Here is a 25,410-nt window from a genome sequence, read left to right on the forward strand (position 1 = left end):
TCCTTTCTTTATCGAGATGGGCCAGCCGGATCAGGTACTGGCCTTGCACTGTACGGCGGCATGAGCAAACCATGCCGACCGCGGTTGACGTGAAGAACCTTGCACAACAAGGCCCGACACAACAATCAGCTGGCGCGCTTTTCCAGTTCCGCGGGCGGCCAGCTTTCCAGCTTCATGCCCAGGGTCAGGCCACGCGCGGCCAGAACTTCCTTGATTTCGTTGAGCGACTTGCGCCCCAGATTCGGGGTCTTGAGCAGCTCGGTTTCGCTACGCTGGATCAAATCGCCGATGTAATAGATATTCTCGGCCTTGAGGCAATTGGCCGAACGCACGGTGAGTTCCAGATCGTCCACGGGACGCAGCAGAATGGGGTCGAACTGCTGGGCGCTGGCCGAACCGCCCGTTTCCAGCGTCTTCTCGGCACCTTCCAGGCTGGCGAACACCGATAGCTGTTCGACCAGAATGCGCGCGGAGGTACGGATGGCTTCTTCGGCACTGATGGAGCCGTTGGTCTCGATCTCCATCACCAACTTGTCCAGGTCGGTGCGTTGCTCGACACGCGCGTTTTCCACGGCGTAGCTGACGCGGCGCACCGGCGAGAATGACGCGTCCAGCACGATGCGACCAATGGTCTTACCGCCCTCGTCGGCATAGCGGCGCAGATTTCCAGGAACGTAACCACGCCCCTTCTCGACCTTGATCTGCATGTCGATCTTGCCCTGCTGGGACAGATGGGCAATCACGTGCTCGGGATTGATGATTTCCACGTCATGCGGCGTCTGAATATCGGCCGCGGTGACCACGCCTTCGCCTTCCTTGCGCAGCGACAGGGTGACTTCATCGCGGTTGTGGAGCTTGAACACGACGCCCTTGAGGTTGAGCAAGACGGCGATGACGTCTTCCTGCAGGCCATCGACCACCGAATACTCGTGCAACACGCCGTTGATACTGACTTCGGTGGGCGCGTAGCCCACGAGCGACGACAACAGCACACGCCGCAAGGCGTTGCCAAGCGTATGGCCGTAGCCGCGCTCGAACGGCTCAAGCGTGACCTTGGCGCGCAAGGGGCCCAGGGCTTCGACTTGGATGGATTTGGGGCGCAACAATGCAGTTTGCATGAATTTCCTTTCAAGACCCTCCGCTCGTTACACGGATAAGGCTGATGGAGTCAAAAGACAAAGGGCGCTTGAAGCGCCCGGGCGAAAAACCCGCCGCAAGAGGCGGGTCGAACTTTAGCGGGAATACAGCTCGACGATGAGCGATTCGTTGATGTCGCTGCCGAACTCGTCGCGGTCCGGAGTCTTCTTGAACACACCTTCCATTTTGCTGGCGTCAACCTGGACCCAGGCGGGAAAACCGTTGCCTTCGGCGAGCTTGAGCGCGTCGGCGATGCGCAACTGCTTCCTGGCCTTCTCGCGCACGGACACGGTCTGGCCCGGCATCACGCGGGCGGACGGAATGTCCAGCACCTGACCGTCGACCAAGATGGCCCGGTGGCCAACCAACTGGCGCGCCTCGGCGCGGGTCGAGGCGAAGCCCATGCGGTAAACCACGGTATCCAGCCGCGACTCCAGCAAGGTCAACAGATGCACACCGGTATTGCCACGCAGGCTCTGCGCCTTCTCGTACGTGCGGCGGAACTGCTTCTCCAGCACACCGTACATGCGCTTGACCTTCTGTTTCTCACGCAGCTGGGTTGCGTAATCGGATTGCCGCGCACCCGATGTGCGGCCATGCTGGCCAGGCTTGGTATCGAATTTGGCTTTTGATTCGATACCGCGACGCGCGCTCTTGAGAAAGAGGTCGGTGCCTTCGCGGCGGGAAAGTTTGGCCTTCGGGCCTAGATAACGTGCCACTTTCTTGTCCTTTCAATTAACTGCCGCAACACGAAATTGCGGGAGCTGGAGCCCGCAGGCTTCAGCAGTGGGCTTTGCGATGCAGAGATTATTAGATACGCCGGCGCTTCGGAGGACGGCAGCCGTTGTGCGGCACAGGCGTGACGTCGGCAATCTGAATCACCTTGATGCCGAGGCCATTGAGCGCGCGCACCGCTGATTCACGACCAGGGCCGGGGCCCTTGATGCGCACTTCGAGCTGCTTGATGCCGCATTCGATGGCCTGGCGACCGGCGTTTTCCGCGGCCACCTGCGCAGCGAACGGCGTGGACTTGCGCGACCCCTTGAAACCCTGGCCACCGGACGAAGCCCAGGACAACGCATTGCCTTGGCGGTCGGTGATGGTGATGATGGTGTTGTTGAACGATGCATGCACGTGCGCAATACCGTCCGCAACATTCTTGCGAACCTTCTTGCGCGCGCGCTGCGCGGAACCTTGAGTTGGGGCTTTAGCCATGACTATTCCTTGTGTCCTTATTTCTTCAACGCCACGCCGCCCTTGCGTGGTCCCTTGCGGGTGCGCGCGTTGGTGCGCGTGCGCTGACCGTGGACCGGAAGGCCGCGGCGATGGCGCATGCCGCGGTAGCAGCCGAGATCCATCAGGCGCTTGATATTGATCGACACCTCGCGCCGTAAATCACCTTCGATCACGTATTGACCAACCTGCTCGCGAACCCGCTCCAGTTCGGCGTCGGTGATGTCCTTCACCTTGGTCGAATACGCGATACCAGCTGCTTCGCAGATTTTGCGCGCCGTGGTACGGCCAATGCCATAAATCGCAGTCAGACCGATCTCGGCGTGCTGATGCGGTGGAATGTTGATACCAGCAATACGGGCCATGGAATTCCTCGTCTCAGATTAGGCCGATCAACCCTGGCGCTGCTTGTGGCGCGGGTCTGTGCAGATTACGCGAACGACGCCTTTGCGGCGAATGATTTTGCAATTTCTGCACATCTTTTTGATGGACGCACTAACTTTCATGATTTACCTCGTTTATTTGGCGCGGAATACAATCCGCGCTCGCGTCAAATCGTAGGGCGTCAGTTCAACGGTGACCTTGTCGCCCGGCAAAATACGGATGTAATGCATACGCATCTTTCCCGATATATGGCCGAGCACAACATGGCCATTCTCGAGCTTGACGCGAAACGTCGCATTGGGGAGATTTTCCAAAATCTCACCCTGCATTTGAATGGCATCGTCCTTGGACATAGATTCTTTTTTGGGCTCAGCGCAAGGTCATGCCACTTTTGAAATTCGCACGCTTCAGCAAAGCATCGTATTGATGCGACATGGCATAAGCCTGCACCTGCGCCATAAAATCCATGGTCACCACCACAATGATCAACAAGGACGTGCCGCCAAAATTGAACGGCACGTTGTACTTCAAAACGAGAAATTCAGGCAGGAGACAGACCAAAGTGATATAGAGGGCGCCCGCCAAGGTGAGACGCATCAAAATTTTATCAATGTAGCGGGCAGTCTGGTCGCCAGGTCGAATACCAGGAATGAAAGCTCCGCTCTTTTTCAAATTATCCGCGGTTTCACGGCTGTTAAAAACCAAGGCTGTGTAGAAAAAACTGAAGAAAATGATCGCGGTCGCGTACAGCGCGATATAAATTGGCTGTCCGGGCGATAGCAGCGCCGCAGCATCCTTCAACCAATTCATGCCCGGGCTCGAACCAAACCAGCTCACGACGGTCGCGGGCAGCAGAATGATGGATGACGCGAAAATCGGAGGAATGACGCCCGACATATTCAACTTTAGTGGCAAATGCGAGGATTGCCCGCCGTAGACCTTGTTGCCGACCTGACGCCGTGCGTAATTGACCAGAATCTTGCGCTGGCCCCGTTCGACGAAGACAACAAAATAGGTCACCGCCACCACGATGGCCAAGACGAAAATGGAAACGAGAATACTCATTGCGCCGGTGCGGACCAACTCCAGCAACCCCCCTAGCGCGGTCGGCAATCCCGAAGCAATGCCCGCGAAAATAATGATGGAAATACCATTCCCCAATCCGCGCTCCGTGACCTGCTCACCCAGCCACATCAGAAACATCGTCCCTGCCGTCAGGCTGACCACCGCCGTCAGTGTGAAGCCAAGCCCGGGGTTGATCACCAAACCCTGCGTGGACCCCAGCGCGACAGAAATGCCAAGCGATTGAAAAACCGCGAGCACAAGCGTGAAATATCGCGTGTATTGCGTGATCTTGCGCTGTCCGGCCTGTCCCTCTTTTTTCAGGGCCTCCATCGATGGGATGACATAAGTCAGCAACTGCATGATGATGGAAGCCGAGATATAAGGCATGATCCCCAGCGCAAAGACCGTGAATCTAGACAACGCCCCGCCAGAGAACATATTGAACAACCCGAGGATGCCCCCGGAATTATTCTGGAATAACTGCTGCAACTGCTGAGGGTTGATGCCCGGCACAGGGATATGCGCGCCAATCCGGAACACAATCAAAGCGCCCAGCAGGAACACGAGACGCTTGGTCAGGTCCCCGTACTTCCCACCTCCGAGTGCGCTGGATTGATTGGCCATGAGTGAACTCGGTCTCAGTCCTGCTGCGCGACGATACGACCGCCCGCCGCCTCAATGGCGGCGCGTGCCCCGCGGGTCACGAAAACGCCGGATACGGTGAAGGCGCGAGACACTTCGCCGGAGGCAAAAATTTTCGCCGATTGCGCCTGATCGGAAATCAGCCCGGCAGCCTTCAGCGTCAACAAATCCACTTGATCGCCTGCAACAGCAGCAAGCTCGGACAAACGCACCTCGGCCTTGAATTTTGCCGATAACGACTTAAAACCGCGCTTCGGCAAACGGCGCTGCAAAGGCATTTGACCGCCCTCGAAACCAACTTTGTGGTAACCGCCCGAACGTGATTTCTGGCCCTTGTGGCCGCGCCCCGCAGTTTTCCCTAGACCTGAGCCGATCCCCCGCCCAACGCGCTTATTGCTATGGCGTGAACCTTCCGCAGGTTGAATGGTGTTGAGTTGCATGCTGAATCTCACAAATAGAGGGCGGCAATATGCCAGTTTAGGCAATGACCTTAACCAAGTAATCGACCTTACGGATCATGCCACGCACCGAGGGCGTATCTTCCAAAGTGCGCTCATCACGAATATGGCGCAAGCCGAGGCCGCGCACTGTATCGCGGTGATCAGCACGTGTGCCGATCACACTCCGCACCAACTTCACTTTGACGACATTCTTGTCTTGCATGATGTGCCTCAACCGAGTATTTCTTCGAGAGTCTTGCCGCGCTTCATGGCGATTTCCGACGGCGTATTCGCCTTGGTCAACCCGTCCAGCGTTGCGCGAACCATGTTGTACGGATTCGTTGAGCCATGGCTCTTGGCGACCACATCGGTGATGCCGACGACCTCGAAAATGGCGCGCATGGGGCCGCCCGCGATGATGCCCGTGCCCTGCGGCGCAGGCGACATCATGACGTCGGAAGCGGCATGGCTGCCATACACCTGGTGATGCAAGGTGCCATTCTTGAGTTTGATCTTGATCATGTTGCGCCGTGCCTGATCCATCGCCTTCTGGACAGCCACAGGCACTTCGCGCGCCTTGCCCTTGCCCATGCCGATACGGCCATCGCCGTCGCCAACCACGGCCAGCGCAGCGAAACCAAGAATGCGACCGCCCTTGACCACCTTGGTCACACGGTTCACGGCGATCATTTTTTCCCGCAACCCATCATCACGGGCTTCGGTATTCATCTTTGCTTGGACTTTGGCCATCTCAACCTCAGAATTTCAAACCGGCTTCACGAGCGGCTTCAGCCAAGGCTTTGACGCGGCCGTGATACTGAAAACCAGAGCGATCGAAAGCCACTTGCTCGATGCCTGCGGCACGGGCCTTCTCAGCGATGCGTCGACCGACGATTTGCGCCGCACCGACGTTCCCACCCGAGCCTTGCAGCTGCTGACGCACCTCGGCTTCTGCGGTCGATGCCGTCATCAGGACACGGGTGCCATCATCGGAAATGATGCTGGCGTAGATGTGGGCATTCGAGCGATGCACAGCCAAACGCGTCACATGCATGCGTGCAATGTGCGAACGGGTGGCCTTGGCGCGGCGCAGACGGGCTTGCTTCTTGTTCAACATGTCACAACCCCTTATTTCTTCTTGGTTTCCTTGATCACCACGACCTCATTGGCGTAGCGCACACCCTTGCCCTTGTAAGGCTCGGGGGGACGGATCGCGCGAATATCCGCAGCGACTTGACCGACAAGCTGCTTGTCAACGCCCTTGAGCACGATTTCAGTCTGCGTTGGCGTTTCGACCTTGATCCCCGCGGGCATGTCGCGAATGACCGGGTGCGAAAAACCCAGCGACAGATTGAGCTTGGCCCCCTGGACTTGAGCCTTGTAACCCACCCCGACCAAGGTCAGCTTCTTTTCGAAGCCCTTGTCCACTCCAGCCACCATGCCGGCAACCAGCGCACGGTAGGTACCGGACAGGGCATGCGCCTCACGGCTCGCATCAGACGGAGCGAATGTCAGAGCACCGCTCTGCAACTCGACCTTCACCAAGGGGTTCAAGGGACGCTCGAGACGACCCAGACCGCCCTTCACGGCAATCTGCTCCTGCGTCAAGGACACCTCAACGCCTTTGGGCACGACTATAGGATTTTTGGCGACACGCGACATGGCCAGCCCTCAATTAGGCAACATAGCAAAGGACCTCACCGCCAACACCCACTTGACGGGCCTTGCGATCGGTCATCACGCCTTGCGGCGTGGAAACAATGGCGACACCCAACCCGTTGAGCACCTGTGGGATGGCGTGACGCCCGCGGTAAATTCGAAGCCCGGGGCGACTGACACGCTCAATGCGCTCGATGACCGGACGCCCGGCGTAATACTTGAGCGCAATCTGCAGGTCCGCCTTGGCTCCGTCGCGCAACAGCTCGAAGCCGTCGATATAGCCCTCGTCTTGCAGCACTTGCGCAATGGCAGCCTTCAACTTGGAGGCCGGCATCCTGACCGTAGCCTTCTCGACAAGCTGCGCATTTCGAATGCGAGTCAGCATATCGGCAATGGGATCACTCATGCTCATTGAAATATTCTCCGGTGAGTTCCGATAGCCGCATTACCAGCTTGACTTGGTGACGCCAGGGATTTCCCCGCGGAACGCCAACTCACGAATCTTGTTGCGTGCCAGCCCGAACTTGCGAAACGTGCCGCGCGGACGACCTGTCAGGGCGCAGCGGTTACGCAGACGCGTGGGATTCGCATTGCGGGGCAATTGCTGCAGGGCCAGGCGCGCTTGCAAATGTTCCTCATGCGACTTGGCCGAATCGGCAATGATGGCCTCCAGAGCGGCGCGCTTGGCTGCAAATTTTTGAACCAGCTTCTCGCGCTTCTCTTGCCGGTTGATCAGTGAAAGCTTTGCCATGGCGATCTCAATTCTTGAAAGGAAAGCGAAAAGCGGAAAGCAGCGCCTTGCACTCATCGTCGGTCTTGGCGGTCGTGGTGATGCTGATATTCAAGCCCCGCAGAGCATCCACCTTGTCATACTCAACCTCAGGGAAAATGATCTGCTCTTTCACGCCGATGTTGTAATTCCCGCGCCCATCGAAGGCCCGCGACGAAACGCCACGAAAGTCGCGCACCCGCGGCAGCGCCACGGTCACGAGGCGGTCAAGAAATTCGTACATGCGGCGACCGCGCAAGGTGACAGAGCAACCAATCGGCATGCCCTCGCGCACCTTGAATGCGGCGATTGCCTTCCTGGCCTTGGTCACGACGGGCTTTTGCCCCGCGATCTTGGTCAAATCCCCCACCGCATGCTCGATGACCTTCTTGTCAGCCACCGCCTCGGATACGCCCATGTTCAGCGTGATCTTGGTAATGCGCGGAACTTCCATGACCGACGCATAGCCGAACTGCTTTTGCAGACCCGGCACGACTTGACCTGTGTAAAACTCTTGCAAGCGCGACATAACGCCCCCAGTTAGACCTTGATCTCTTCACCACTCGAACGGAACACGCGCACCTTGTTCCCATCCGAGAGCAAACGAACACCAACACGATCGGCCTTGCCGGATGCCGGATTGAAAATGGCCACATTGCTTTGATGGATCGGCATCTCCTTGGAAACGACACCGCCCGGCTGGTTTTGCATCGGATTGGGCCGGGTATGCCGCTTCACCAGGTTCACACCCTCGACGAGCACATGCTCATCACCATGGCGAGCCAGCACTTTCGCACGACGCCCCTTATCCGCACCAGCAATCACGACGACCTCGTCGCCCTTATGGATTTTGTTCATGACTTACCTCTCAAAGCACTTCCGGCGCGAGGGAAACAATTTTCATGAAGCGCTCGGTGCGCAACTCGCGCGTGACCGGGCCAAAAATGCGCGTGCCGATCGGCTCAAGCTTGGCATTGAGCAACACCGCAGCATTGGCGTCAAACTTGATGAGCGAGCCATCCGCACGCCGCACGCCCTTGGCAGTACGCACCACGACGGCATTGAAAACCTCGCCTTTCTTCACGCGCCCACGCGGAGCCGCCTCTTTGATGCTGACCTTGATCACATCCCCAATGCCAGCATAGCGGCGCTTGGAGCCGCCGAGCACCTTGATGCACATAACGGTTTTTGCGCCAGTGTTGTCAGCAACATCCAGCCTTGATTGCATCTGAATCATGTGGAATCCTTTTCCCAACTTGCCCGCAGCATCAAGCAGCGGCGTGCAGTCTTGGGCCCAGCTCGTGGGTCAATGAAGCGCCAAAATGGCGAACTTGTAATTTTTACCGAAAAAAATCAGGCCGTCAAGACCTGTTTTGATCTTCTTGCCCGCCGCCACAGTCTAGAAGTGCGGCGGCAGACGATCTGAAGATCGGCGCGACTGTGCGCCAGACTGCGCACGCGCGCCGACAACGCCTGGCGTTCAAACGAGCGTCGATTTCTCAAGAAGTCGGGTGACAACCCAGGACTTCGTCTTGGAGATCGGACGCGACTCAGCAATCTCGACCAGATCGCCAAGATGGAATTGGTCCTGCTCATCATGCGCACTGTACTTCTTCGAGCGCACGATGTACTTGCCATAAAGCGCATGTTGCACGCGGCGTTCGACAAGCACGGTAACCGTCTTGTTACGCTTGTCGCTCACCACACGCCCCGTCAACACGCGGGTCAAACTCTCAGCTGCCGACATCATGACTCCTGCATAGTGTTTTGGCGAATGAGCGTACGGATTCGCGCGATATCGCGGCGCACCTTCGTCAATTGGCTGGTGTTTTGCAACTGTTGCGTTGCCTTTTGCATGCGCAGGCCCATGTGCGCCTTGAGCAAAGCATTGAGCTCATTTTGCAAACCAGCCGCGTCCAATTTGCGCATCTCTTCTAGATTCATCATCTCACCTCAAAGGCCAAAGCGGCGACCGACGAAAACCGTGCGAAACGGCAGCTTGGCTGCCGCGAGCTCGAAAGCTTCGCGCGCCAGTTGCTCGGGCACACCGTCAATTTCGTACAGGACCTTCCCCGGCGTGATTTCAGACACGTAATACTCGGGGTTGCCCTTGCCGTTACCCATACGCACTTCCGCGGGCTTGATTGAAATGGGTTTGTCCGGGAACACACGGATCCAGATGCGCCCACCACGCTTGACATGCCGGGAGATGGCGCGACGCGCAGACTCGATCTGGCGCGCGGTCAAGCGTCCGCGTGTCGTCGCCTTCAAACCATACTCACCGAAAGCCACCGAGGCGCCGCGTGTTGCAACGCCCTTATTTCGGCCCTTTTGCTCCTTGCGGTATTTACGACGCGCAGGTTGCATCATGACGATTCTCCTTGCTTGCTCGGCACGGCGGCCGGCGATTCAGGTTTACTGACTTTGCGTACACGCTTTTCGGGCGCTGCTGCAGGTGCTGCGGCCGCAGGAGCCGCATGTGCGTCACCACGTCCGGAATCTGCACGACGGTTACGGCGTGGATTGGTTTTGTCGTCACGACGGGGGCGGCGCTCGACTTCTGCGGCTTCAGCCGGCTTTTGCGCCAAAGCGCCACGCCCCAGGGTGTCGCCCTTATAGACCCAGACCTTGACACCGATGACGCCATAGGTGGTCTTCGCCTCCGAAAATCCATAGTCAATATCGGCGCGCAAGGTCTGCAGCGGAACACGGCCTTCTCGATACCATTCGGTACGGGCGATTTCGATACCATTGAGCCGCCCCGAAGACATGATCTTGATGCCCTGGGCACCAAGGCGCATGGCGTTCTGCATCGCGCGCTTCATCGCACGGCGGAACATGATGCGCTTTTCCAGCTGCTGGGTGATGGAGTCGGCGATCAGCTTCGCATCGATTTCGGGCTTGCGCACCTCTTCGATGTCGACCGCCACGGGAACCCCCAGCCGCTTGGTCAGTTCGGCCTTGAGCGCCTCGATGTCCTCACCCTTCTTCCCGATCACGACACCAGGCCGCGCACTGAAAATCGTGATCCTTGCATTCTTCGCGGGGCGCTCGATCACAATGCGCGAAACCGACGCCGCCTTCAGCTTTTTCGCAAGAAATTCGCGAACTGCAATATCCTCATTGAGCATTTTGGCGAATTGCGCTCCGCTGGCGTACCAGCGCGAGGTCCAATCATGCGTGACCGCCAGCCTAAAACCGGTTGGGTTAATTTTCTGTCCCATCTCGTGTCCTTAGTTCCCAACGGTGATATAGATATGGCAGGTCGGCTTCACGATCCGATTGCCTCGCCCTTTGGCCCGCGCCGAAAAACGCTTCAATGAAGCGCCGCGCTCGACCATGATGGACTTCACCTTCAACTCGTCGATATCGGCGCCATCGTTGTGCTCGGCATTCGCAATCGCAGACTCGAGGACTTTCTTGATGATTTGGGCGGCCTTCTTCGGCGTGAAAGCCAATGTATTGAGGGCATGGTCGACCTTTTTTCCCCGGATGAGGTCAGCGACCAGACGGCCTTTTTGCTCTGACAAGCGGACGCCGCGCAGAATTGCTCGTGTTTCCATGGTTTCTTACCTCTTGGCAGCCTTCTTGTCCGCGGGATGGCCCTTGAACGTCCTGGTCAGGGCAAACTCACCGAGTTTGTGGCCCACCATCTGGTCCGTGATGTAAACAGGCACATGTTGACGTCCGTTGTGTACGGCAATGGTGACGCCAATGAACTCGGGCAACACCGTGGAACGGCGCGACCAGGTTTTGATGGGCTTCTTATCTTTCGTGGCGACAGCGCTTTCGATCTTCCGGATTAGATGAAGATCGCAAAACGGGCCTTTTTTGAGAGAACGAGTCATAGTGGCCTCTTACTTACTTCTTGCGACGCGAGACGATCATGCCCTGCGTGCGCTTGTTCTGGCGCGTGCGGTAGCCCTTAGTCGGCGTGCCCCATGGGCTGACAGGGGTGCGACCTTCACCGGTCTTACCCTCGCCGCCACCATGGGGGTGATCGACCGGGTTCATTGCCACACCGCGTACCGTGGGACGTATGCCCTTCCAGCGCTTGGCGCCGGCTTTGCCATATTGGCGCAGGCTGTTTTCCTCGTTGCTCACCTCGCCAATCGTGGCGCGGCACTCGACGTGGATTTTGCGCACCTCGCCGGAACGCAAACGGACCTGGGCATACACGCCTTCGCGCGCCATCAGGACCGCCGAGGATCCTGCCGATCGAATCATTTGCGCCCCCTTGCCAGCCAAAATCTCGACGCAGTGTATGGTCGAACCCACGGGGATGCTGCGGATCGGCAAGCAATTGCCGACCTTGATCGGCGCCTCAGAGCCACTCACAAGAGTCGCCCCGACTTCGACTCCTCGCGGAGCGATGATGTAGCGCCGCTCGCCATCGGCGTAACACAACAAAGCGATGTGCGCCGTGCGGTTCGGGTCATATTCGATGCGCTCGACCTTGGCAGGGATTCCATCCTTGTCACGACGGAAATCGATCACGCGGTAGTGCTGCTTGCTGCCGCCGCCACGATGGCGCACCGTGATATGGCCGTTATTGTTGCGGCCGGCATTCTGCTTCTGCGGCTCCAGCAGGCTCTTTTCCGGCGCGCCCTTGTGCAGATGCTTATGCACCACCTTCACGACAGCGCGACGCCCGGCCGAAGTGGGCTTGACTTTGACGACAGCCATGGTTAGACACCCTCCTGGGCGAAATTCAATTCCTGTCCTGCAGCCAAGCTGACATAGGCCTTGCGGACGTTATTGCGATGGCCCACGCCGCGCGCCGTGCGCTTGACCTTGCCTTTCTGGTTCAGAACCTGCACACAGGTCACCTGGACCTTGAAAAAAGCTTCGACGGCCGCCTTGATCTCCTCCTTGCTCGCGTCCTGGCGGACACGGAAAGCAACTTGGTTACGCTTCTCGGCAAGCATGGTGGCTTTTTCAGAAATGATGGGCGCAAGCAGCACCTGCATCAGGCGCTCTTCACGTGTCTGTTGCTGGTTCATGACAGCATCTCCTGCAGCTTGGCAAGCGCACCCTTGGCGATCAAGACTTTCTTGTAATAAATCAGGGAAAGCGGGTCCATATAGCGTGGCTCGACCAGCAAAACATTGGGCAGATTGCGCGCCGCCAGCATCAAGGTGTCATCGATGTCATCGGCGATGTAGAGCACCGAATCCAGACCCATGGCGCGAAGCTTGGTCGCCAGAAGCTTGGTTTTGGGAGCCTCGACGGCCAGCTCGTCGACCACCATGACCCGCCCCTCCCGCGCCAATTGGGACAGGATCGAGCGCATGCCGGCCCGATACATTTTCTTATTGATCTTCTGCGTGAAATTCTCATCCGCAGAATTCGGGAAAATACGCCCGCCCCCACGCCACAGAGGTGAACTGGTCATTCCAGCGCGGGCGCGACCCGTGCCTTTTTGGCGCCACGGCTTACGCGTGGAATGCTTGACTTCGGCGCGGTCTTTCTGCGCACGATTGCCTGCCCGCGCATTGGCCTGGTAGGCAATCACGATTTGATGGATCAAAGCCTCGTTGTACTCACGACCGAAAATCGTATCGGGCGCCTCAAAAGCAGGGCCTTGCGCGCCATCCGCAGCAACGTAGTAGAGCTGAGTCATGACTGAACCCCCGCCTTCTTCACAGCCGGCCGGACCGTCACGCAGCCCGAATCCGCACCAGGGATGGACCCCTTGACCATGATCAGATCGCGAGCCTCGTCGACACGCACAACCTCAAGATTCTGGACCGTGACATTCACGCCGCCGAGCCTGCCGGACATACGCTTGCCCGGAAAGACGCGCCCGGGATCCTGAGCCATACCGATGGAACCCGGCGCACGCGTCGTGACGGAGTTGCCATGAGATGCGCGGTTAGACGAAAAATGATGGCGCTTAATTGCACCGGCATAACCCTTACCGATCGTGACGCCACGCACATCAACCCGCTGCCCGACCGCAAACAGCGTCGCCGGCAGCTTGGCACCGGACTGATAGTTGGCGGCGACCTCTGCGGGAACGCGGAACTCGCACAGAACCTTGGCGGGCTCGACGGCCGCCTTGGCCAAATGCCCGGCCTCGGCCTTGGTCAAAGAGGAGGATTTGGCCGCACCGAAGGCAACCTGAATGGCGCTATAGCCATCCTTATCGGCTTGGCGAATTTGCGCCACAGCATTGCGGGACACGTCCAAAACGGTGACCGGGATCGAGACCCCATCGGCCGTGAACACCCGCATCATGCCGACCTTGCGCGCAACAAGGCCGAGTGCTTGCGTACTCATTGTTTTCTCCATGCCAGCTGCGATTGGCTGGCGTCATTTGATCATTGGAGTGAGCCCCCGACCCCGCAAGGCCGGACCACGCACTTCAGTTTTGCACCCAGCGCAAGTTGTCAAACAAGGCGCCGCGATGCGGAAAAGCCAAGCAGTATAACGAGACGCGAACTGCTTGGCTAGTGCCTACTGCAACTTAATTTCAACATCCACGCCTGCGGGCAGATCCAGCTTCATCAGCGCATCCACGGTCTTGTCCGTCGGATCGACAATGTCCATCAAGCGCTGATGTGTGCGGATCTCGAACTGATCGCGCGAACTCTTGTTCACATGGGGTGAACGCAGAATATCGAAACGCTGCAGCCGCGTCGGCAGGGGCACCGGTCCCTTGACGATGGCACCGGTGCGCTTGGCTGTTTCGACGATCTCCAGCGCGGATTGGTCGATGAGTCGGTAGTCGAAGGCTTTGAGGCGAATTCGGATTTTTTGACTTTGCATTGCAGTTCCAAAGAGCGAGGAAGACGAGGCGCGCCTCGGATTTACTCGATGATTTTTGCGACGACGCCGGCGCCGACGGTGCGGCCGCCTTCGCGGATGGCGAAGCGCAGGCCTTCTTCCATGGCGATGGGGGCGATGAGCTTGACGGTGATGCTCACATTATCGCCGGGCATGACCATTTCCTTGTCCTTGGGCAGTTCGATGGCGCCGGTGACGTCGGTGGTGCGGAAGTAGAACTGCGGGCGGTAGTTGTTGAAGAAGGGGGTGTGGCGGCCGCCCTCGTCCTTGCTCAGCACGTACACCTCGGCGGTGAAGTGGGTGTGGGGCTTGATCGAGCCGGGTTTGCACAGCACCTGGCCGCGCTCGACTTCTTCGCGCTTGGTGCCGCGCAGCAAGATGCCGACGTTGTCGCCGGCCTGGCCCTGGTCGAGCAGCTTCCTGAACATTTCCACGCCGGTGCAGGTGGTCTTGAGGGTGGGCTTGAGGCCGACGATCTCGATTTCCTCGCCGACCTTGATGATGCCGCGCTCCACACGCCCGGTGACCACCGTGCCGCGCCCGGAGATGGAGAACACGTCTTCCACGGGCATGAGGAAGGCGCCGTCGACGGCGCGCTCGGGCGTGGGGATGTAGGTGTCCAGGGCCTCGGCCAGCTTGAGAATGGCGCCTTCGCCCAGTTCGCCCTTGTCGCCTTCGAGGGCCAGCTTGGCCGAGCCCTTGATGATGGGGGTGTCGTCACCGGGGAAGTCGTACTTGGACAGCAGCTCGCGCACTTCCATCTCGACGAGTTCGAGCAGCTCGGCGTCGTCGACCATGTCGCACTTGTTGAGGAACACGATGATGTAGGGCACGCCCACCTGGCGCGCCAGCAGGATGTGCTCGCGGGTCTGGGGCATGGGGCCGTCGGCGGCGGACACGACCAGGATGGCGCCGTCCATCTGGGCCGCACCGGTGATCATGTTCTTGACGTAGTCGGCGTGGCCGGGGCAGTCGACGTGGGCGTAGTGGCGGTTGGCCGTCTCGTACTCGACGTGCGCGGTGTTGATGGTGATGCCGCGCGCCTTTTCTTCCGGCGCCGCGTCGATCTGGTCGTACGCCTTGGCCTCGCCGCCGAACTTGCTCGACAGCACGGTCGTGATCGCCGCCGTCAGGGTGGTCTTGCCGTGGTCCACGTGACCGATCGTCCCCACGTTCACGTGTGGCTTGGTCCGCTCAAACTTGCTCTTCGCCATGATGAATGCCTCTAGAACTTGGAAAGAATCAACTGAATTATTTGCTTGAACGCGCGCTGATGATGGCTTCCGCCACGTTACGCGGAGCCTCTGCGTAATGCTTGAATTCCATGGAATACGTTGCACGACCCTGCGACATCGAACGCAGGGTGGTCGAATATCCAAACATTTCGGATAAGGGAACCTCGGCACGAATCACCTTGCCGCCCGTCACGATTTCATCCATACCCTGAACCATGCCGCGGCGGGAAGAAAGATCACCCATCACGTTGCCTGCGTAGTCTTCAGGCGTCTCGACCTCGACGGCCATCATGGGCTCAAGGATCACAGGATTGGCCTTGCGACACCCTTCTTTGAAGCCAATGGACGCCGCCATCTTGAATGCCTGCTCGGAAGAGTCGACTTCGTGATACGAACCAAAGTGCAGCGTTACCTTGACGTCGACCACGGGATAGCCGGCAAGCACGCCGGAATTTAGCGTCTCTTCGATGCCCTTTTGCACTGCGGGAATGTATTCACGCGGCACCACGCCACCCTTGATCGCGTCCACGAACTCAAAGCCCTTGCCGATCTCATTCGGTTCGATCTTCAGAACGACGTGGCCATACTGCCCCTTACCACCCGACTGGCGCACGAATTTACCCTCGGCGTTGTCGACAGTCTTGCGGATCGTTTCCCGGTATGCGACTTGCGGCTTGCCGACATTGGCCTCGACGCCGAATTCACGCTTCATCCGGTCGACAAGAATCTCCAAATGAAGTTCACCCATCCCGGAAATAATGGTCTGGCCCGACTCCTCATCCGTCTTCACGCGGAAGGACGGATCCTCCTGCGCGAGCCGTTGCAACGCAATACCCATTTTCTCCTGATCGGCCTTAGTCTTGGGCTCAACGGCCTGAGAGATCACAGGCTCCGGAAACACCATCTTTTCCAGTGTGATGATGGATTCCGGATCACACAAGGTTTCACCAGTCGTGATTTCGCGCAGCCCGACGCAGGCGGCAATGTCTCCCGCGCGCACTTCCTTGATTTCATCGCGCTGGTTGGCGTGCATTTGCAGCAAGCGACCAATACGCTCCTTTTTACCCTTAATCGGGTTGTAAACAGTATCCCCCGACTGAAGAATGCCAGAATAGACGCGGATAAAGGTCAGCTGCCCCACATAGGGGTCTGTCATTAGTTTGAACGCAAGCGCAGAAAATTTTTCATCATCGCTAGCTCGGCGCACAGTATCATGTTCGTTGTCATCCGTCCCGTGCACTGGCGGAATGTCAACCGGAGAAGGAAGAAAATCAATGACGGCGTCCAACATGCGCTGCACGCCCTTATTCTTGAAGGCCGTGCCGCAAAGCATAGGCTGGATTTCACCCGCGATCGTACGCGTTCTCAAGCCAAGCTTGATTTCTTCTTCCGACAATTCGCCGGACTCAAGATAGCGATTCATCAATTCTTCATTAGCTTCTGCCGCGGCTTCAACCATGGCAGAACGCCACTTTTCGGCATCGGAAAGGAGTTCCGCAGGGACCTCCTGATACTCGAATTTCATGCCCTGGGAGGCCTCATCCCAAATGATGGCCTTCATCTTCAGAAGATCGATAACGCCTCTGAAATTTTCTTCAGCACCAATGGGGAAAACCACGGGCACGGGGTTGGCCTTAAGCCGCCCCTTCATTTGGTCGTAGACCTTGAAAAAGTTTGCGCCGGTGCGGTCCATCTTGTTGACGAATGCAAGGCGAGGAACTTTATATTTGTTGGCCTGGCGCCAGACCGTTTCAGATTGCGGCTGAACGCCACCGACAGCGCAATAGACCATGCAGGCCCCATCGAGAACACGCATGGAACGCTCCACCTCAATGGTGAAATCCACGTGACCCGGGGTATCAATGATATTGATCCGATGCTCTGGCAGGGAAAGATCCATCCCTTTCCAAAAACAAGTTGTGGCAGCCGATGTAATCGTAATGCCACGCTCCTGCTCCTGCTCCATCCAGTCCATGGTGGCCGCGCCGTCATGGACTTCGCCGATTTTGTGATTCACACCGGTATAAAACAGGATGCGCTCGGTCGTGGTGGTTTTACCAGCGTCGATATGCGCGGAAATTCCGATATTTCGGTACCGCTCGATTGGAGTTTTTCTAGCCATCATGAGCCCCGAAAATTAAAACCGGAAATGCGAGAAAGCCTTATTGGCTTCGGCCATGCGATGCACCTCATCGCGACGCTTCATGGCCGCCCCGCGCCCCTCCGACGCTTCCACCAATTCATTGGCAAGCCGCTGCGCCATGGATTTTTCCCCACGCTTCTTGGCTGCTTCCCGAATCCAACGCATTGCCAATGCCGCACGTCGCTGAGGCCGCACCTCGACGGGAACTTGATAATTGGCACCGCCAACACGGCGCGACTTGACCTCGACCATAGGCTTGACGTTACTCAAGGCCTGACTGAAGATTTCAATCGGGTCTTTACCCGTCTTGTTTTGAATGGCTTCGAAGGCGCCGTAGACGATGCTTTCGGCGATGGCCTTTTTGCCAGACAACATCACCACATTCATAAATTTGGCAACATCGAGATTACCAAATTTCGGGTCGGGAAGAATTTCGCGCTTGGCGATAACACGACGGCGAGACATAGCAGTTCCTTATTTTCAGTCGGGCAAAATGCCCAAGCCCCGGCAAAGCCGGGGCACTTACTCAACTCCACGTGCAGGAGTTGAACAGGATGGCCAATAAATTATTTCTTGGGTCGCTTGGCACCATATTTGGAGCGGGATTGCTTGCGATCCTTCACACCTTGCAAATCGAGAGAGCCGCGCACGATGTGATAGCGGACGCCAGGAAGATCCTTCACACGGCCACCACGCACCAATACGACGGAGTGCTCCTGAAGATTATGCCCCTCACCACCGATGTAGGAGATGACCTCGAAGCCATTCGTCAGACGCACCTTCGCAACCTTGCGAAGTGCAGAGTTGGGCTTCTTTGGCGTTGTCGTATAGACACGGGTACAGACTCCTCGGCGCTGAGGAGAATTCTCCATCGCCGGGCTTTTGGATTTGATCGTTTCCGCAACACGCCCTTGGCGAACCAACTGATTGATGGTTGGCATTATGGTTCCTTGTAGGAGGTACTTCTAGAAATCATCCAATAAAACATGACAAAAGCCCGGCCATTCAGTAAATGGCCGGGCTTGATGGTGTGCCTGACGATGTCCTACTTTCACACGCGAATGCGCACTATCATCGGCGCTGAGGTGTTTCACTGTCCTGTTCGGGATGGGAAGGAGTGGGACCACCTCGCTATGGTCATCAGGCGTAACTTGTCGGCGCAGAGCGCCCAATTCGAAAAGCTGTTGCGATTACATCAATCTTAAGTCAAAGTTATAGGATCAAGCCTCACGGGCAATTAGTACTGGTTAGCTCAACGCATTACTGCGCTTCCACACCCAGCCTATCAACGTTGTCGTCTTCAACGACCCTTTAGGGAGATCAAGTCTCCAGGGAAGCCTAATCTTGAGGCGAGTTTCCCGCTTAGATGCTTTCAGCGGTTATCTCTTCCGCACATAGCTACCCGGCGATGCCACTGGCGTGACAACCGGTACACCAGGGGTGCGTCCACTCCGGTCCTCTCGTACTAGGAGCAGCCCCTCTCAAGCTTCCAGCGCCCACGGAAGATAGGGACAAAACTGTCTCACGACGTTTTAAACCCAGCTCACGTACCTCTTTAAATGGCGAACAGCCATACCCTTGGGACCGGCTACAGCCCCAGGATGAGATGAGCCGACATCGAGGTGCCAAACACCGCCGTCGATATGAACTCTTGGGCGGTATCAGCCTGTTATCCCCAGAGTACCTTTTATCCGTTGAGCGATGGCCCTTCCATACAGAACCACCGGATCACTATGTCCTGCTTTCGCATCTGCTCGACTTGTCAGTCTCGCAGTTAAGCACGCTTATGCCATTGCACTATCAGCACGATTTCCGACCGTACCTAGCGTACCTTCGAACTCCTCCGTTACGCTTTAGGAGGAGACCGCCCCAGTCAAACTGCCCACCATGCACTGTCCCCAGTCCTGATTCAAGGACCAAGGTTAGAACCTCAAACACACCAGGGTGGTATTTCAAGGTTGGCTCCACCGGAACTAGCATCCCGGCTTCAAAGCCTCCCACCTATCCTACACAGATCTGTTCAAAGTCCAATGCAAAGCTACAGTAAAGGTTCATGGGGTCTTTCCGTCTTTCCGCGGGGAGATTGCATCATCACAAACATTTCAACTTCGCTGAGTCTCGGGAGGAGACAGTGTGGCCATCGTTACGCCATTCGTGCAGGTCGGAACTTACCCGACAAGGAATTTCGCTACCTTAGGACCGTTATAGTTACGGCCGCCGTTTACCGGGGCTTCGATCAAGAGCTTGCACCCCATCACTTAACCTTCCGGCACCGGGCAGGCGTCACACCCTATACGTCCACTTTCGTGTTTGCAGAGTGCTGTGTTTTTAATAAACAGTCGCAGCCACCTTTTCACTGCGGCCCCATTCTGCTCAGCCTGTACGGCGTCACATACTAGGGGCGTACCTTATCCCGAAGTTACGGTACAAATTTGCCGAGTTCCTTCTCCCGAGTTCTCTCAAGCGCCTGAGAATACTCATCTCGCGCACCAGTGTCGGTTTGCGGTACGGTCACGTCTAGCTGAAGCTTAGTGGCTTTTCTTGGAAGCAGAGTATCAGTTACTTCAGCGGCAAGCCGCCTCGTCATCACATCTCAGCTTAGCCCCCCGGATTTGCCTAAGGGGCACGCCTACCTGCTTGAACCAGGACATCCAACACCTGGATAACCTAACTTTCTCCGTCCCCACATCGCACTAGACAGTGGTACAGGAATATTAACCTGTTTCCCATCAGCTACGCATTTCTGCCTCGCCTTAGGGGCCGACTCACCCTACGCCGATGAACGTTGCGTAGGAAACCTTGCGCTTACGGCGAGGGGGCTTTTCACCCCCTTTAACGCTACTCATGTCAGCATTCGCACTTCCGATACCTCCAGCATTCCTTACAGAACACCTTCGCAGGCTTACGGAACGCTCCTCTACCATGTGCTTACGCACATCCGCAGCTTCGGTATATAGCTTAGCCCCGTTACATCTTCCGCGCAGGACGACTCGATCAGTGAGCTATTACGCTTTCTTTAAAGGATGGCTGCTTCTAAGCCAACTTCCTGACTGTCAAAGCCTTCCCACTTCGTTTCCCACTTAGCTATATTTAGGGACCTTAGCTGGCGGTCTGGGTTGTTTCCCTCTTGTGTCCGGACGTTAGCACCCGGTGCACTGTCTCCCGTGCTGACACTCTTCGGTATTCGGAGTTTGCCTTGGTTTGGTAAGTCGCCATGACCCCCTAGCCAAAACAGTGCTCTACCCCCGAAGGTGATACACGAGGCACTACCTAAATAGTTTTCGAGGAGAACCAGCTATTTCCGGATTTGTTTAGCCTTTCACCCCTATCCACAGCTCATCCGCTAATTTTGCAACACTAGTCGGTTCGGACCTCCAGCTGGTGTTACCCAGCCTTCATCCTGGCCATGGATAGATCATCCGGTTTCGGGTCTACACCCAGCGACTGAACGCCCTGTTCGGACTCGGTTTCCCTACGCCTTCCCTATTCGGTTAAGCTTGCCACTGAATGTAAGTCGCTGACCCATTATACAAAAGGTACGCCGTCACCCTTGCGGGCTCCGACTTTTTGTATGCATACGGTTTCAGGATCTATTTCACTCCCCTCCCGGGGTTCTTTTCACCTTTCCCTCACGGTACTTGTTCACTATCGGTCGACTACGAGTATTTAGCCTTGGAGGATGGTCCCCCCATGTTCAGACAGGATTACACGTGTCCCGCCCTACTTGTCGTACGCCTAGTTCCACGCAAATATTTTTAGGTACGGGGCTATCACCCACTGTGGCTCTCTTTTCCAAGAGATTCCCCTGATATCTACGCTAAAACGTACAGGCTGGTCCGATTTCGCTCGCCACTACTTTCGGAATCTCGGTTGATTTCTTTTCCTCGAGTTACTTAGATGTTTCAGTTCACTCGGTTCGCCTTCTTTGCCTATGTATTCAGCAAAGAATACCCTTGCGGGTGGGTTTCCCCATTCGGACATCTACGGATCAAAGCTTGATTGCCAGCTCCCCGCAGCTTAACGCAGGCTTCCACGTCCTTCATCGCCTGTAGTCGCCAAGGCATCCACCGTATGCACTTAGTCGCTTGATCCTATAACCTTGACCTAAGCCAAAGAAATAGTACGTTGACAAAGTTTTGATGCAATCGCAAATGCATATACAAATGCAATTATCAGCTTTTCGAATTGTTAAAGAACGCAGCCTATTGAAAATCAAACGCAAATACACAAATAAAATATGCACTTGCGTTTGATGGTGGAGGTGAACGGGATCGAACCGATGACCCCCTGCTTGCAAAGCAGGTGCTCTCCCAGCTGAGCTACACCCCCAGGTGAATCGCACCAATCGTAGGGTGGTGGGTCTGGTTGGGCTCGAACCAACGACCCCCGCCTTATCAAGACGGTGCTCTAACCAGCTGAGCTACAGACCCAAGAGGGCTGCAATGAAACGCCACCAATCACCGCAAACATTGTTGCAGGCTGCCGAGCCGATAAGCGTGAGCGCTTGACCTTCAAGCGTTTTCCAGAAAGGAGGTGATCCAGCCGCACCTTCCGATACGGCTACCTTGTTACGACTTCACCCCAGTCATGAAGCCTACCGTGGTAATCGCCCTCCTTGCGGTTAGGCTAACTACTTCTGGTAAACCCCACTCCCATGGTGTGACGGGCGGTGTGTACAAGACCCGGGAACGTATTCACCGCGGCAAGCTGATCCGCGATTACTAGCGATTCCGACTTCATGCAGTCGAGTTGCAGACTGCAATCCGGACTACGAACGGTTTTATGGGATTGGCTCCCCCTCGCGGGTTGGCAACCCTCTGTACCGTCCATTGTATGACGTGTGTAGCCCTACCCATAAGGGCCATGATGACTTGACGTCATCCCCACCTTCCTCCGGTTTGTCACCGGCAGTCTCATTAGAGTGCCCTTTCGTAGCAACTAATGACAAGGGTTGCGCTCGTTGCGGGACTTAACCCAACATCTCACGACACGAGCTGACGACAGCCATGCAGCACCTGTGTTCTGGCTCTCTTTCGAGCACTCCCAAATCTCTTCGGGATTCCAGACATGTCAAGGGTAGGTAAGGTTTTTCGCGTTGCATCGAATTAAACCACATCATCCACCGCTTGTGCGGGTCCCCGTCAATTCCTTTGAGTTTTAACCTTGCGGCCGTACTCCCCAGGCGGTCGACTTCACGCGTTAGCTTCGTTACTGAACAGTTTCCCGTCCAACAACCAGTCGACATCGTTTAGGGCGTGGACTACCAGGGTATCTAATCCTGTTTGCTCCCCACGCTTTCGTGCATGAGCGTCAGTACAGGTCCAGGGAGCTGCCTTCGCCATCGGTGTTCCTCCGCATATCTACGCATTTCACTGCTACACGCGGAATTCCACTCCCCTCTACCGTACTCCAGTCGGGCAGTCATAAATGCAATTCCTAGGTTGAGCCCAGGGCTTTCACATCTATCTTTCCCAACCGCCTGCGCACGCTTTACGCCCAGTAATTCCGATTAACGCTCGCACCCTACGTATTACCGCGGCTGCTGGCACGTAGTTAGCCGGTGCTTATTCTGCGGGTACCGTCATCAATCCGTGGTATTAGCACAGACCATTTCTTTCCCGCCAAAAGTGGTTTACAACCCGAAGGCCTTCTTCCCACACGCGGCATTGCTGGATCAGGCTTTCGCCCATTGTCCAAGATTCCCCACTGCTGCCTCCCGTAGGAGTCTGGGCCGTGTCTCAGTCCCAGTGTGGCTGGTCGTCCTCTCAGACCAGCTACGGATCGTTGCCTTGGTGAGCCTTTACCTCACCAACTAGCTAATCCGGCATCGGCCGCTCCATCGACGCAAGGCCTTGCGGTCCCCTGCTTTCACCCGTAGGTCGTATGCGGTATTAGCAACGCTTTCGCGCAGTTATCCCCCATCGATGGGCACGTTCCGATGCATTACTCACCCGTTCGCCACTCGCCACCAGGGTTGCCCCCGTGCTGCCGTTCGACTTGCATGTGTAAGGCATGCCGCTAGCGTTCAATCTGAGCCAGGATCAAACTCTACAGTTTAATCTTGGTTTGCCAATTAAGGCTAGCTCTTCAAGGAATTACGGATTTTTCCGTACTTCTTTGCGAGCGTTTAACTTTTGATTGCTCTCAAGCCAAACGCCCACACTTATCGGCTGCTTTTTTTTAATGAACCCGCTTATTTGCGGCTGCTGCATCAGCAGCGGAGAATCGATATTCTTGCACAACTTTTATTTCCGAGTCAAGCGTAAGGTTTATTTTTAACCAAACTTGCTTAACTTAACTCTTGCCGCTTGCAGTGGCTTGCAGGTGCTTTTGCAGGCCTTCGCCGCGAGCAACGAAGAACGAAATTTTGCATCACCCCAGACGGTCTGTCAACATCTATTTGCGGCTCGAGACCGAAGCCGCGAGCTTGTCCATTGCCACTCCCTCTCTATCTATACATACACAGCCCCGATGCACAGCACGAACGCCTATTCCTTCGAGGGGTTCCGCGGCGCCTCGGGCCCATACAAGCGGCGTTCGACTTCCTCGACAAGCTTGACGTGCCGCTGTTGGGCTTGCGCTTGGCGTGTGAGCCACATCCGCAATGTGAGTGCAGGATTCTGCGAACCGATGCGCGCCATTGCCCAGAGCGCCTCGAGTGTGCGTGCGTCTTGATTCAGGCCGATCGCAGTCCATCGTCGTTTTTCTCTGCTCGCCTGGAACACCTTGTAGGCGGATCCGGCGACAGCGGAAAATCCGATGAAGGAAAGGATAGCGAGCGCCCATTGACGCAAGCGACGCGCCCCAGGATCATCGACCTGAACGCGCCCCCAGTTGGCCTCTGCGGCTTGCGGCGCGCCGAGCTCTGGATCCTCATAAGGCAAACGCAGGATGGGATATCGCACCAGGCCGGCGCGCTCCACGCGAAATGGCCAATCGATCAGCCATATCTGTTGCAAACCTTGGTCCGGCGCATCGAGTTGGCGGATGCGTGGCGGGTACATGTTCAGCCCATCGGGCACCACGGACGCCGCAACGATGCTTTCCAGCATCTGCGCACTCAGCCCCACTGCGCGGAGCCGGACCCGCAAGATGCCAAGCCCGCCGACATGCAACTGCCCCGGGGCCGACGGGGCGAGGAATTGCGGACGCCCCACAGGCAGCCCGGCTGGCCAAAATGCGGGCAGGGGCCGGACCTGGAAAACGAGTTTTGAGGGCGGGTAAATCAGCAGTTGGCCGAAGCGCCTGGCCTCGAGCAAGCCGAAATGCATCGTGAGCGGCCCTGGGCGTAGCGGCAGGAGGTCCCATACATAACGCCATTGCGTCGCTGTATCGCCTCGGGCCGAGGACGCCGTGTCGGTGGCGGAAAGCTCACGCAGGCTGGCGTTCGTCGCCTGGGCGACGATGGGCCCCCAAACCACCCCCCCGGGCCCGCCGAGATCGAGCTCGATTCGCGTCATCTGCCCCACCATCGGCCGGGCTGGCGCGATACGCGAAGCCATACGCAACGGCGCCTCTCCCGGCGCATGCCCAGCGACATCGATCTGGGTGGCAGCGCAATGCAGACCGCCGATATCCAATGACGGCAGCTTCAATCCGCCCGACGCCATGGGATAGAGGGTGATTTCCGCCGATTGGAGCGTGTGCCCCCTGGAGTCGACCGATCGTGAGGTGCTTTGCCCATGCAAGAGCCAATCCTCACCAAAATCGCCAGGGCGCCAGTCGGGCAGAGGCTGCGACAGATCCAGACCGCGAATTCTCCAAAGAACGGGTTGGCCGAGCACGGGGTGGGCGGGCTCGGATCGGCAGGTCAAGATTGCCGCCGCTGCCGGATCGGCATGCATGTAGCGCAGCAAAGCCGCCGCGCACAACACATGGCGGATGATTCGCGTCGCCGCAACGCGTGCGGCGCCT

33 protein-coding genes, 2 tRNA genes and 3 rRNA genes are annotated in these 25,410 nt (G+C 57.0%); all 38 read right to left on the reverse strand.

The window, feature by feature from the left end; all coding sequences use genetic code 11:
• Positions 1-125: 125 nt before the first annotated feature.
• The 38 genes from THIARS_RS00590 to THIARS_RS00775 all read right to left on the reverse strand — a co-directional run bounded on the left by THIARS_RS00590 (position 126) and on the right by THIARS_RS00775 (position 25,352).
• The gene (locus THIARS_RS00590) at positions 126-1,118 is read right to left on the reverse strand and encodes a DNA-directed RNA polymerase subunit alpha (protein ID WP_094159042.1); all 993 of its coding nucleotides are present in this window, start codon (positions 1,116-1,118) and stop codon (positions 126-128) included.
• 114 nt (positions 1,119-1,232) lie between these two features.
• A complete protein-coding gene (rpsD, locus tag THIARS_RS00595) occupies positions 1,233-1,856 on the reverse strand; it encodes a 30S ribosomal protein S4 (RefSeq protein ID WP_094159043.1) in 624 nt (207 codons plus the stop codon).
• A gap of 91 nt (positions 1,857-1,947) precedes the next feature.
• On the reverse strand, positions 1,948-2,352 hold the full coding sequence (gene rpsK, locus THIARS_RS00600) for a 30S ribosomal protein S11 (protein WP_094159044.1): 405 nt from the start codon (positions 2,350-2,352) through the stop codon (positions 1,948-1,950).
• Positions 2,353-2,369: 17 nt separating this feature from the next.
• A complete protein-coding gene (gene rpsM, locus THIARS_RS00605; protein ID WP_094159045.1) occupies positions 2,370-2,735 on the reverse strand; it encodes a 30S ribosomal protein S13 in 366 nt (121 codons plus the stop codon).
• A gap of 27 nt (positions 2,736-2,762) precedes the next feature.
• Entirely contained in the window at positions 2,763-2,876 is a 114-nt protein-coding gene (rpmJ, locus tag THIARS_RS00610) for a 50S ribosomal protein L36 (RefSeq protein WP_081858059.1), read from the reverse strand.
• Positions 2,877-2,888: 12 nt separating this feature from the next.
• Complete coding sequence (gene infA / locus THIARS_RS00615) at positions 2,889-3,107, reverse strand: translation initiation factor IF-1 (protein ID WP_031408885.1); 219 nt, start codon at positions 3,105-3,107, stop codon at positions 2,889-2,891.
• 16 nt (positions 3,108-3,123) lie between these two features.
• Positions 3,124-4,443, reverse strand: a complete 1,320-nt coding sequence (secY, locus tag THIARS_RS00620; protein ID WP_094159046.1) for a preprotein translocase subunit SecY — start codon at positions 4,441-4,443, stop codon at positions 3,124-3,126.
• Between the two features lie 14 nt (positions 4,444-4,457).
• Positions 4,458-4,901 (reverse strand): 50S ribosomal protein L15, encoded by a 444-nt coding sequence (gene rplO, locus THIARS_RS00625; protein WP_094159047.1) that lies wholly within the window; start codon positions 4,899-4,901, stop codon positions 4,458-4,460.
• A gap of 37 nt (positions 4,902-4,938) precedes the next feature.
• On the reverse strand, positions 4,939-5,124 hold the full coding sequence (rpmD, locus tag THIARS_RS00630) for a 50S ribosomal protein L30 (protein WP_094160535.1): 186 nt from the start codon (positions 5,122-5,124) through the stop codon (positions 4,939-4,941).
• A gap of 8 nt (positions 5,125-5,132) precedes the next feature.
• The gene (gene rpsE / locus THIARS_RS00635; RefSeq protein WP_094159048.1) at positions 5,133-5,651 is read right to left on the reverse strand and encodes a 30S ribosomal protein S5; all 519 of its coding nucleotides are present in this window, start codon (positions 5,649-5,651) and stop codon (positions 5,133-5,135) included.
• Between the two features lie 7 nt (positions 5,652-5,658).
• The gene (rplR, locus tag THIARS_RS00640; protein ID WP_094160536.1) at positions 5,659-6,015 is read right to left on the reverse strand and encodes a 50S ribosomal protein L18; all 357 of its coding nucleotides are present in this window, start codon (positions 6,013-6,015) and stop codon (positions 5,659-5,661) included.
• 14 nt (positions 6,016-6,029) lie between these two features.
• Positions 6,030-6,563 carry a 50S ribosomal protein L6 gene (gene rplF, locus THIARS_RS00645; RefSeq protein ID WP_094159049.1) on the reverse strand — a complete coding sequence of 178 codons (534 nt, stop codon included), beginning with the start codon at positions 6,561-6,563 and terminating at the stop codon, positions 6,030-6,032.
• A 13-nt stretch (positions 6,564-6,576) separates the two neighbouring features.
• Entirely contained in the window at positions 6,577-6,972 is a 396-nt protein-coding gene (gene rpsH, locus THIARS_RS00650; RefSeq protein ID WP_094159050.1) for a 30S ribosomal protein S8, read from the reverse strand.
• Between the two features lie 33 nt (positions 6,973-7,005).
• Positions 7,006-7,311: a 30S ribosomal protein S14 gene (gene rpsN / locus THIARS_RS00655; RefSeq protein WP_094159051.1), complete on the reverse strand. Its 306-nt coding sequence runs from the start codon at positions 7,309-7,311 to the stop codon at positions 7,006-7,008.
• Positions 7,312-7,318: 7 nt separating this feature from the next.
• The gene (rplE, locus tag THIARS_RS00660) at positions 7,319-7,858 is read right to left on the reverse strand and encodes a 50S ribosomal protein L5 (protein WP_094159052.1); all 540 of its coding nucleotides are present in this window, start codon (positions 7,856-7,858) and stop codon (positions 7,319-7,321) included.
• 11 nt (positions 7,859-7,869) lie between these two features.
• Complete coding sequence (gene rplX / locus THIARS_RS00665) at positions 7,870-8,187, reverse strand: 50S ribosomal protein L24 (RefSeq protein ID WP_094159053.1); 318 nt, start codon at positions 8,185-8,187, stop codon at positions 7,870-7,872.
• 10 nt (positions 8,188-8,197) lie between these two features.
• A complete protein-coding gene (gene rplN, locus THIARS_RS00670) occupies positions 8,198-8,566 on the reverse strand; it encodes a 50S ribosomal protein L14 (protein ID WP_094159054.1) in 369 nt (122 codons plus the stop codon).
• A 243-nt stretch (positions 8,567-8,809) separates the two neighbouring features.
• Positions 8,810-9,079, reverse strand: a complete 270-nt coding sequence (gene rpsQ, locus THIARS_RS00675; protein ID WP_094159055.1) for a 30S ribosomal protein S17 — start codon at positions 9,077-9,079, stop codon at positions 8,810-8,812.
• Positions 9,076-9,273 (reverse strand): 50S ribosomal protein L29, encoded by a 198-nt coding sequence (gene rpmC / locus THIARS_RS00680; protein WP_094160537.1) that lies wholly within the window; start codon positions 9,271-9,273, stop codon positions 9,076-9,078. Before rpmC ends, rpsQ begins: the two co-directional genes overlap by 4 nt.
• A 9-nt stretch (positions 9,274-9,282) precedes the next feature.
• Positions 9,283-9,699: a 50S ribosomal protein L16 gene (gene rplP, locus THIARS_RS00685; RefSeq protein WP_031408911.1), complete on the reverse strand. Its 417-nt coding sequence runs from the start codon at positions 9,697-9,699 to the stop codon at positions 9,283-9,285.
• Complete coding sequence (gene rpsC, locus THIARS_RS00690; RefSeq protein WP_094159056.1) at positions 9,696-10,553, reverse strand: 30S ribosomal protein S3; 858 nt, start codon at positions 10,551-10,553, stop codon at positions 9,696-9,698. The genes rplP and rpsC overlap by 4 nt, the downstream gene beginning before the upstream one ends.
• 9 nt (positions 10,554-10,562) lie before the next feature.
• The gene (rplV, locus tag THIARS_RS00695) at positions 10,563-10,892 is read right to left on the reverse strand and encodes a 50S ribosomal protein L22 (RefSeq protein ID WP_094159057.1); all 330 of its coding nucleotides are present in this window, start codon (positions 10,890-10,892) and stop codon (positions 10,563-10,565) included.
• Between the two features lie 6 nt (positions 10,893-10,898).
• Positions 10,899-11,177: a 30S ribosomal protein S19 gene (gene rpsS, locus THIARS_RS00700; RefSeq protein WP_094159058.1), complete on the reverse strand. Its 279-nt coding sequence runs from the start codon at positions 11,175-11,177 to the stop codon at positions 10,899-10,901.
• A 13-nt stretch (positions 11,178-11,190) separates the two neighbouring features.
• Positions 11,191-12,015: a 50S ribosomal protein L2 gene (gene rplB, locus THIARS_RS00705; RefSeq protein WP_094159059.1), complete on the reverse strand. Its 825-nt coding sequence runs from the start codon at positions 12,013-12,015 to the stop codon at positions 11,191-11,193.
• A gap of 2 nt (positions 12,016-12,017) precedes the next feature.
• Positions 12,018-12,332: a 50S ribosomal protein L23 gene (gene rplW / locus THIARS_RS00710; RefSeq protein WP_094159060.1), complete on the reverse strand. Its 315-nt coding sequence runs from the start codon at positions 12,330-12,332 to the stop codon at positions 12,018-12,020.
• Positions 12,329-12,952, reverse strand: coding sequence for a 50S ribosomal protein L4 (gene rplD / locus THIARS_RS00715; protein WP_094159061.1), 624 nt, complete (start codon positions 12,950-12,952; stop codon positions 12,329-12,331). The genes rplW and rplD overlap by 4 nt, the downstream gene beginning before the upstream one ends.
• Positions 12,949-13,611 (reverse strand): 50S ribosomal protein L3, encoded by a 663-nt coding sequence (gene rplC / locus THIARS_RS00720; protein ID WP_094160538.1) that lies wholly within the window; start codon positions 13,609-13,611, stop codon positions 12,949-12,951. Before rplC ends, rplD begins: the two co-directional genes overlap by 4 nt.
• A gap of 177 nt (positions 13,612-13,788) precedes the next feature.
• The gene (rpsJ, locus tag THIARS_RS00725) at positions 13,789-14,100 is read right to left on the reverse strand and encodes a 30S ribosomal protein S10 (protein WP_094159062.1); all 312 of its coding nucleotides are present in this window, start codon (positions 14,098-14,100) and stop codon (positions 13,789-13,791) included.
• Between the two features lie 41 nt (positions 14,101-14,141).
• Positions 14,142-15,332, reverse strand: coding sequence for an elongation factor Tu (tuf, locus tag THIARS_RS00730; protein WP_094159063.1), 1,191 nt, complete (start codon positions 15,330-15,332; stop codon positions 14,142-14,144).
• A 37-nt stretch (positions 15,333-15,369) separates the two neighbouring features.
• A complete protein-coding gene (gene fusA / locus THIARS_RS00735; protein WP_094160539.1) occupies positions 15,370-17,475 on the reverse strand; it encodes an elongation factor G in 2,106 nt (701 codons plus the stop codon).
• A gap of 15 nt (positions 17,476-17,490) precedes the next feature.
• Positions 17,491-17,961, reverse strand: a complete 471-nt coding sequence (gene rpsG, locus THIARS_RS00740) for a 30S ribosomal protein S7 (RefSeq protein WP_094159064.1) — start codon at positions 17,959-17,961, stop codon at positions 17,491-17,493.
• A 101-nt stretch (positions 17,962-18,062) separates the two neighbouring features.
• Positions 18,063-18,437 carry a 30S ribosomal protein S12 gene (gene rpsL, locus THIARS_RS00745; protein ID WP_094159065.1) on the reverse strand — a complete coding sequence of 125 codons (375 nt, stop codon included), beginning with the start codon at positions 18,435-18,437 and terminating at the stop codon, positions 18,063-18,065.
• Between the two features lie 91 nt (positions 18,438-18,528).
• Positions 18,529-18,641 (reverse strand): 5S ribosomal RNA (gene rrf / locus THIARS_RS00750).
• 71 nt (positions 18,642-18,712) lie between these two features.
• Positions 18,713-21,587 (reverse strand): 23S ribosomal RNA (locus tag THIARS_RS00755).
• Between the two features lie 162 nt (positions 21,588-21,749).
• Positions 21,750-21,825 (reverse strand) — tRNA-Ala (locus tag THIARS_RS00760).
• A 24-nt stretch (positions 21,826-21,849) separates the two neighbouring features.
• Positions 21,850-21,926 (reverse strand) — tRNA-Ile (locus THIARS_RS00765).
• 96 nt (positions 21,927-22,022) lie between these two features.
• A 16S ribosomal RNA gene (locus THIARS_RS00770) occupies positions 22,023-23,553 on the reverse strand.
• The 16S, 23S and 5S rRNA genes sit together here with 2 tRNA genes alongside, the layout of an rRNA operon.
• Positions 23,554-23,984: 431 nt before the next feature.
• Positions 23,985-25,352 (reverse strand): hypothetical protein, encoded by a 1,368-nt coding sequence (locus THIARS_RS00775; RefSeq protein ID WP_141202304.1) that lies wholly within the window; start codon positions 25,350-25,352, stop codon positions 23,985-23,987.
• Between the last annotated feature and the right edge of the window lie 58 nt (positions 25,353-25,410).

It is taken from the genome of Thiomonas delicata (genome assembly GCF_900088825.1).
Taxonomy (GTDB): Bacteria; Pseudomonadota; Gammaproteobacteria; order Burkholderiales; family Burkholderiaceae_C; genus Thiomonas_A; species Thiomonas_A delicata.

Excerpts from the sequence above, each read along its gene's own strand:
- THIARS_RS00590 (WP_094159042.1), bottom strand. The coding sequence starts at position 1,118 with ATGCAAACTGCATTGTTGCGCCCCAAATCCATCCAAGTCGAAGCCCTG.
- infA (WP_031408885.1), bottom strand. The coding sequence starts at position 3,107 with ATGTCCAAGGACGATGCCATTCAAATGCAGGGTGAGATTTTGGAAAAT.
- rpmJ (WP_081858059.1), bottom strand. The coding sequence starts at position 2,876 with ATGAAAGTTAGTGCGTCCATCAAAAAGATGTGCAGAAATTGCAAAATC.
- rpmD (WP_094160535.1), bottom strand. The coding sequence starts at position 5,124 with ATGCAAGACAAGAATGTCGTCAAAGTGAAGTTGGTGCGGAGTGTGATC.
- rplB (WP_094159059.1), bottom strand. The coding sequence starts at position 12,015 with ATGGCTGTCGTCAAAGTCAAGCCCACTTCGGCCGGGCGTCGCGCTGTC.
- rplP (WP_031408911.1), bottom strand. The coding sequence starts at position 9,699 with ATGATGCAACCTGCGCGTCGTAAATACCGCAAGGAGCAAAAGGGCCGA.
- rplE (WP_094159052.1), bottom strand. The coding sequence starts at position 7,858 with ATGTCGCGCTTGCAAGAGTTTTACACAGGTCAAGTCGTGCCGGGTCTG.
- rpsN (WP_094159051.1), bottom strand. The coding sequence starts at position 7,311 with ATGGCAAAGCTTTCACTGATCAACCGGCAAGAGAAGCGCGAGAAGCTG.
- fusA (WP_094160539.1), bottom strand. The coding sequence starts at position 17,475 with ATGGCTAGAAAAACTCCAATCGAGCGGTACCGAAATATCGGAATTTCC.
- secY (WP_094159046.1), bottom strand. The coding sequence starts at position 4,443 with ATGGCCAATCAATCCAGCGCACTCGGAGGTGGGAAGTACGGGGACCTG.
- rpsJ (WP_094159062.1), bottom strand. The coding sequence starts at position 14,100 with ATGCAAAGTCAAAAAATCCGAATTCGCCTCAAAGCCTTCGACTACCGA.
- rpsE (WP_094159048.1), bottom strand. The coding sequence starts at position 5,651 with ATGGCCAAAGTCCAAGCAAAGATGAATACCGAAGCCCGTGATGATGGG.
- rpsL (WP_094159065.1), bottom strand. The coding sequence starts at position 18,437 with ATGCCAACCATCAATCAGTTGGTTCGCCAAGGGCGTGTTGCGGAAACG.
- rpsQ (WP_094159055.1), bottom strand. The coding sequence starts at position 9,079 with ATGATGTCGGCAGCTGAGAGTTTGACCCGCGTGTTGACGGGGCGTGTG.
- tuf (WP_094159063.1), bottom strand. The coding sequence starts at position 15,332 with ATGGCGAAGAGCAAGTTTGAGCGGACCAAGCCACACGTGAACGTGGGG.
- rplD (WP_094159061.1), bottom strand. The coding sequence starts at position 12,952 with ATGACTCAGCTCTACTACGTTGCTGCGGATGGCGCGCAAGGCCCTGCT.
- rplN (WP_094159054.1), bottom strand. The coding sequence starts at position 8,566 with ATGATTCAGATGCAATCAAGGCTGGATGTTGCTGACAACACTGGCGCA.
- rplO (WP_094159047.1), bottom strand. The coding sequence starts at position 4,901 with ATGCAACTCAACACCATTCAACCTGCGGAAGGTTCACGCCATAGCAAT.
- rplV (WP_094159057.1), bottom strand. The coding sequence starts at position 10,892 with ATGGAAACACGAGCAATTCTGCGCGGCGTCCGCTTGTCAGAGCAAAAA.
- rpsK (WP_094159044.1), bottom strand. The coding sequence starts at position 2,352 with ATGGCTAAAGCCCCAACTCAAGGTTCCGCGCAGCGCGCGCGCAAGAAG.
- rpmC (WP_094160537.1), bottom strand. The coding sequence starts at position 9,273 with ATGAATCTAGAAGAGATGCGCAAATTGGACGCGGCTGGTTTGCAAAAT.
- rpsH (WP_094159050.1), bottom strand. The coding sequence starts at position 6,972 with ATGAGCATGAGTGATCCCATTGCCGATATGCTGACTCGCATTCGAAAT.
- rplW (WP_094159060.1), bottom strand. The coding sequence starts at position 12,332 with ATGAACCAGCAACAGACACGTGAAGAGCGCCTGATGCAGGTGCTGCTT.
- rpsG (WP_094159064.1), bottom strand. The coding sequence starts at position 17,961 with ATGTCTCGCCGTCGTGTTATCGCCAAGCGCGAAATTCTTCCCGACCCG.
- rpsS (WP_094159058.1), bottom strand. The coding sequence starts at position 11,177 with ATGACTCGTTCTCTCAAAAAAGGCCCGTTTTGCGATCTTCATCTAATC.
- rpsC (WP_094159056.1), bottom strand. The coding sequence starts at position 10,553 with ATGGGACAGAAAATTAACCCAACCGGTTTTAGGCTGGCGGTCACGCAT.
- rpsM (WP_094159045.1), bottom strand. The coding sequence starts at position 2,735 with ATGGCCCGTATTGCTGGTATCAACATTCCACCGCATCAGCACGCCGAG.
- rplF (WP_094159049.1), bottom strand. The coding sequence starts at position 6,563 with ATGTCGCGTGTCGCCAAAAATCCTATAGTCGTGCCCAAAGGCGTTGAG.
- rplX (WP_094159053.1), bottom strand. The coding sequence starts at position 8,187 with ATGAACAAAATCCATAAGGGCGACGAGGTCGTCGTGATTGCTGGTGCG.
- rplC (WP_094160538.1), bottom strand. The coding sequence starts at position 13,611 with ATGAGTACGCAAGCACTCGGCCTTGTTGCGCGCAAGGTCGGCATGATG.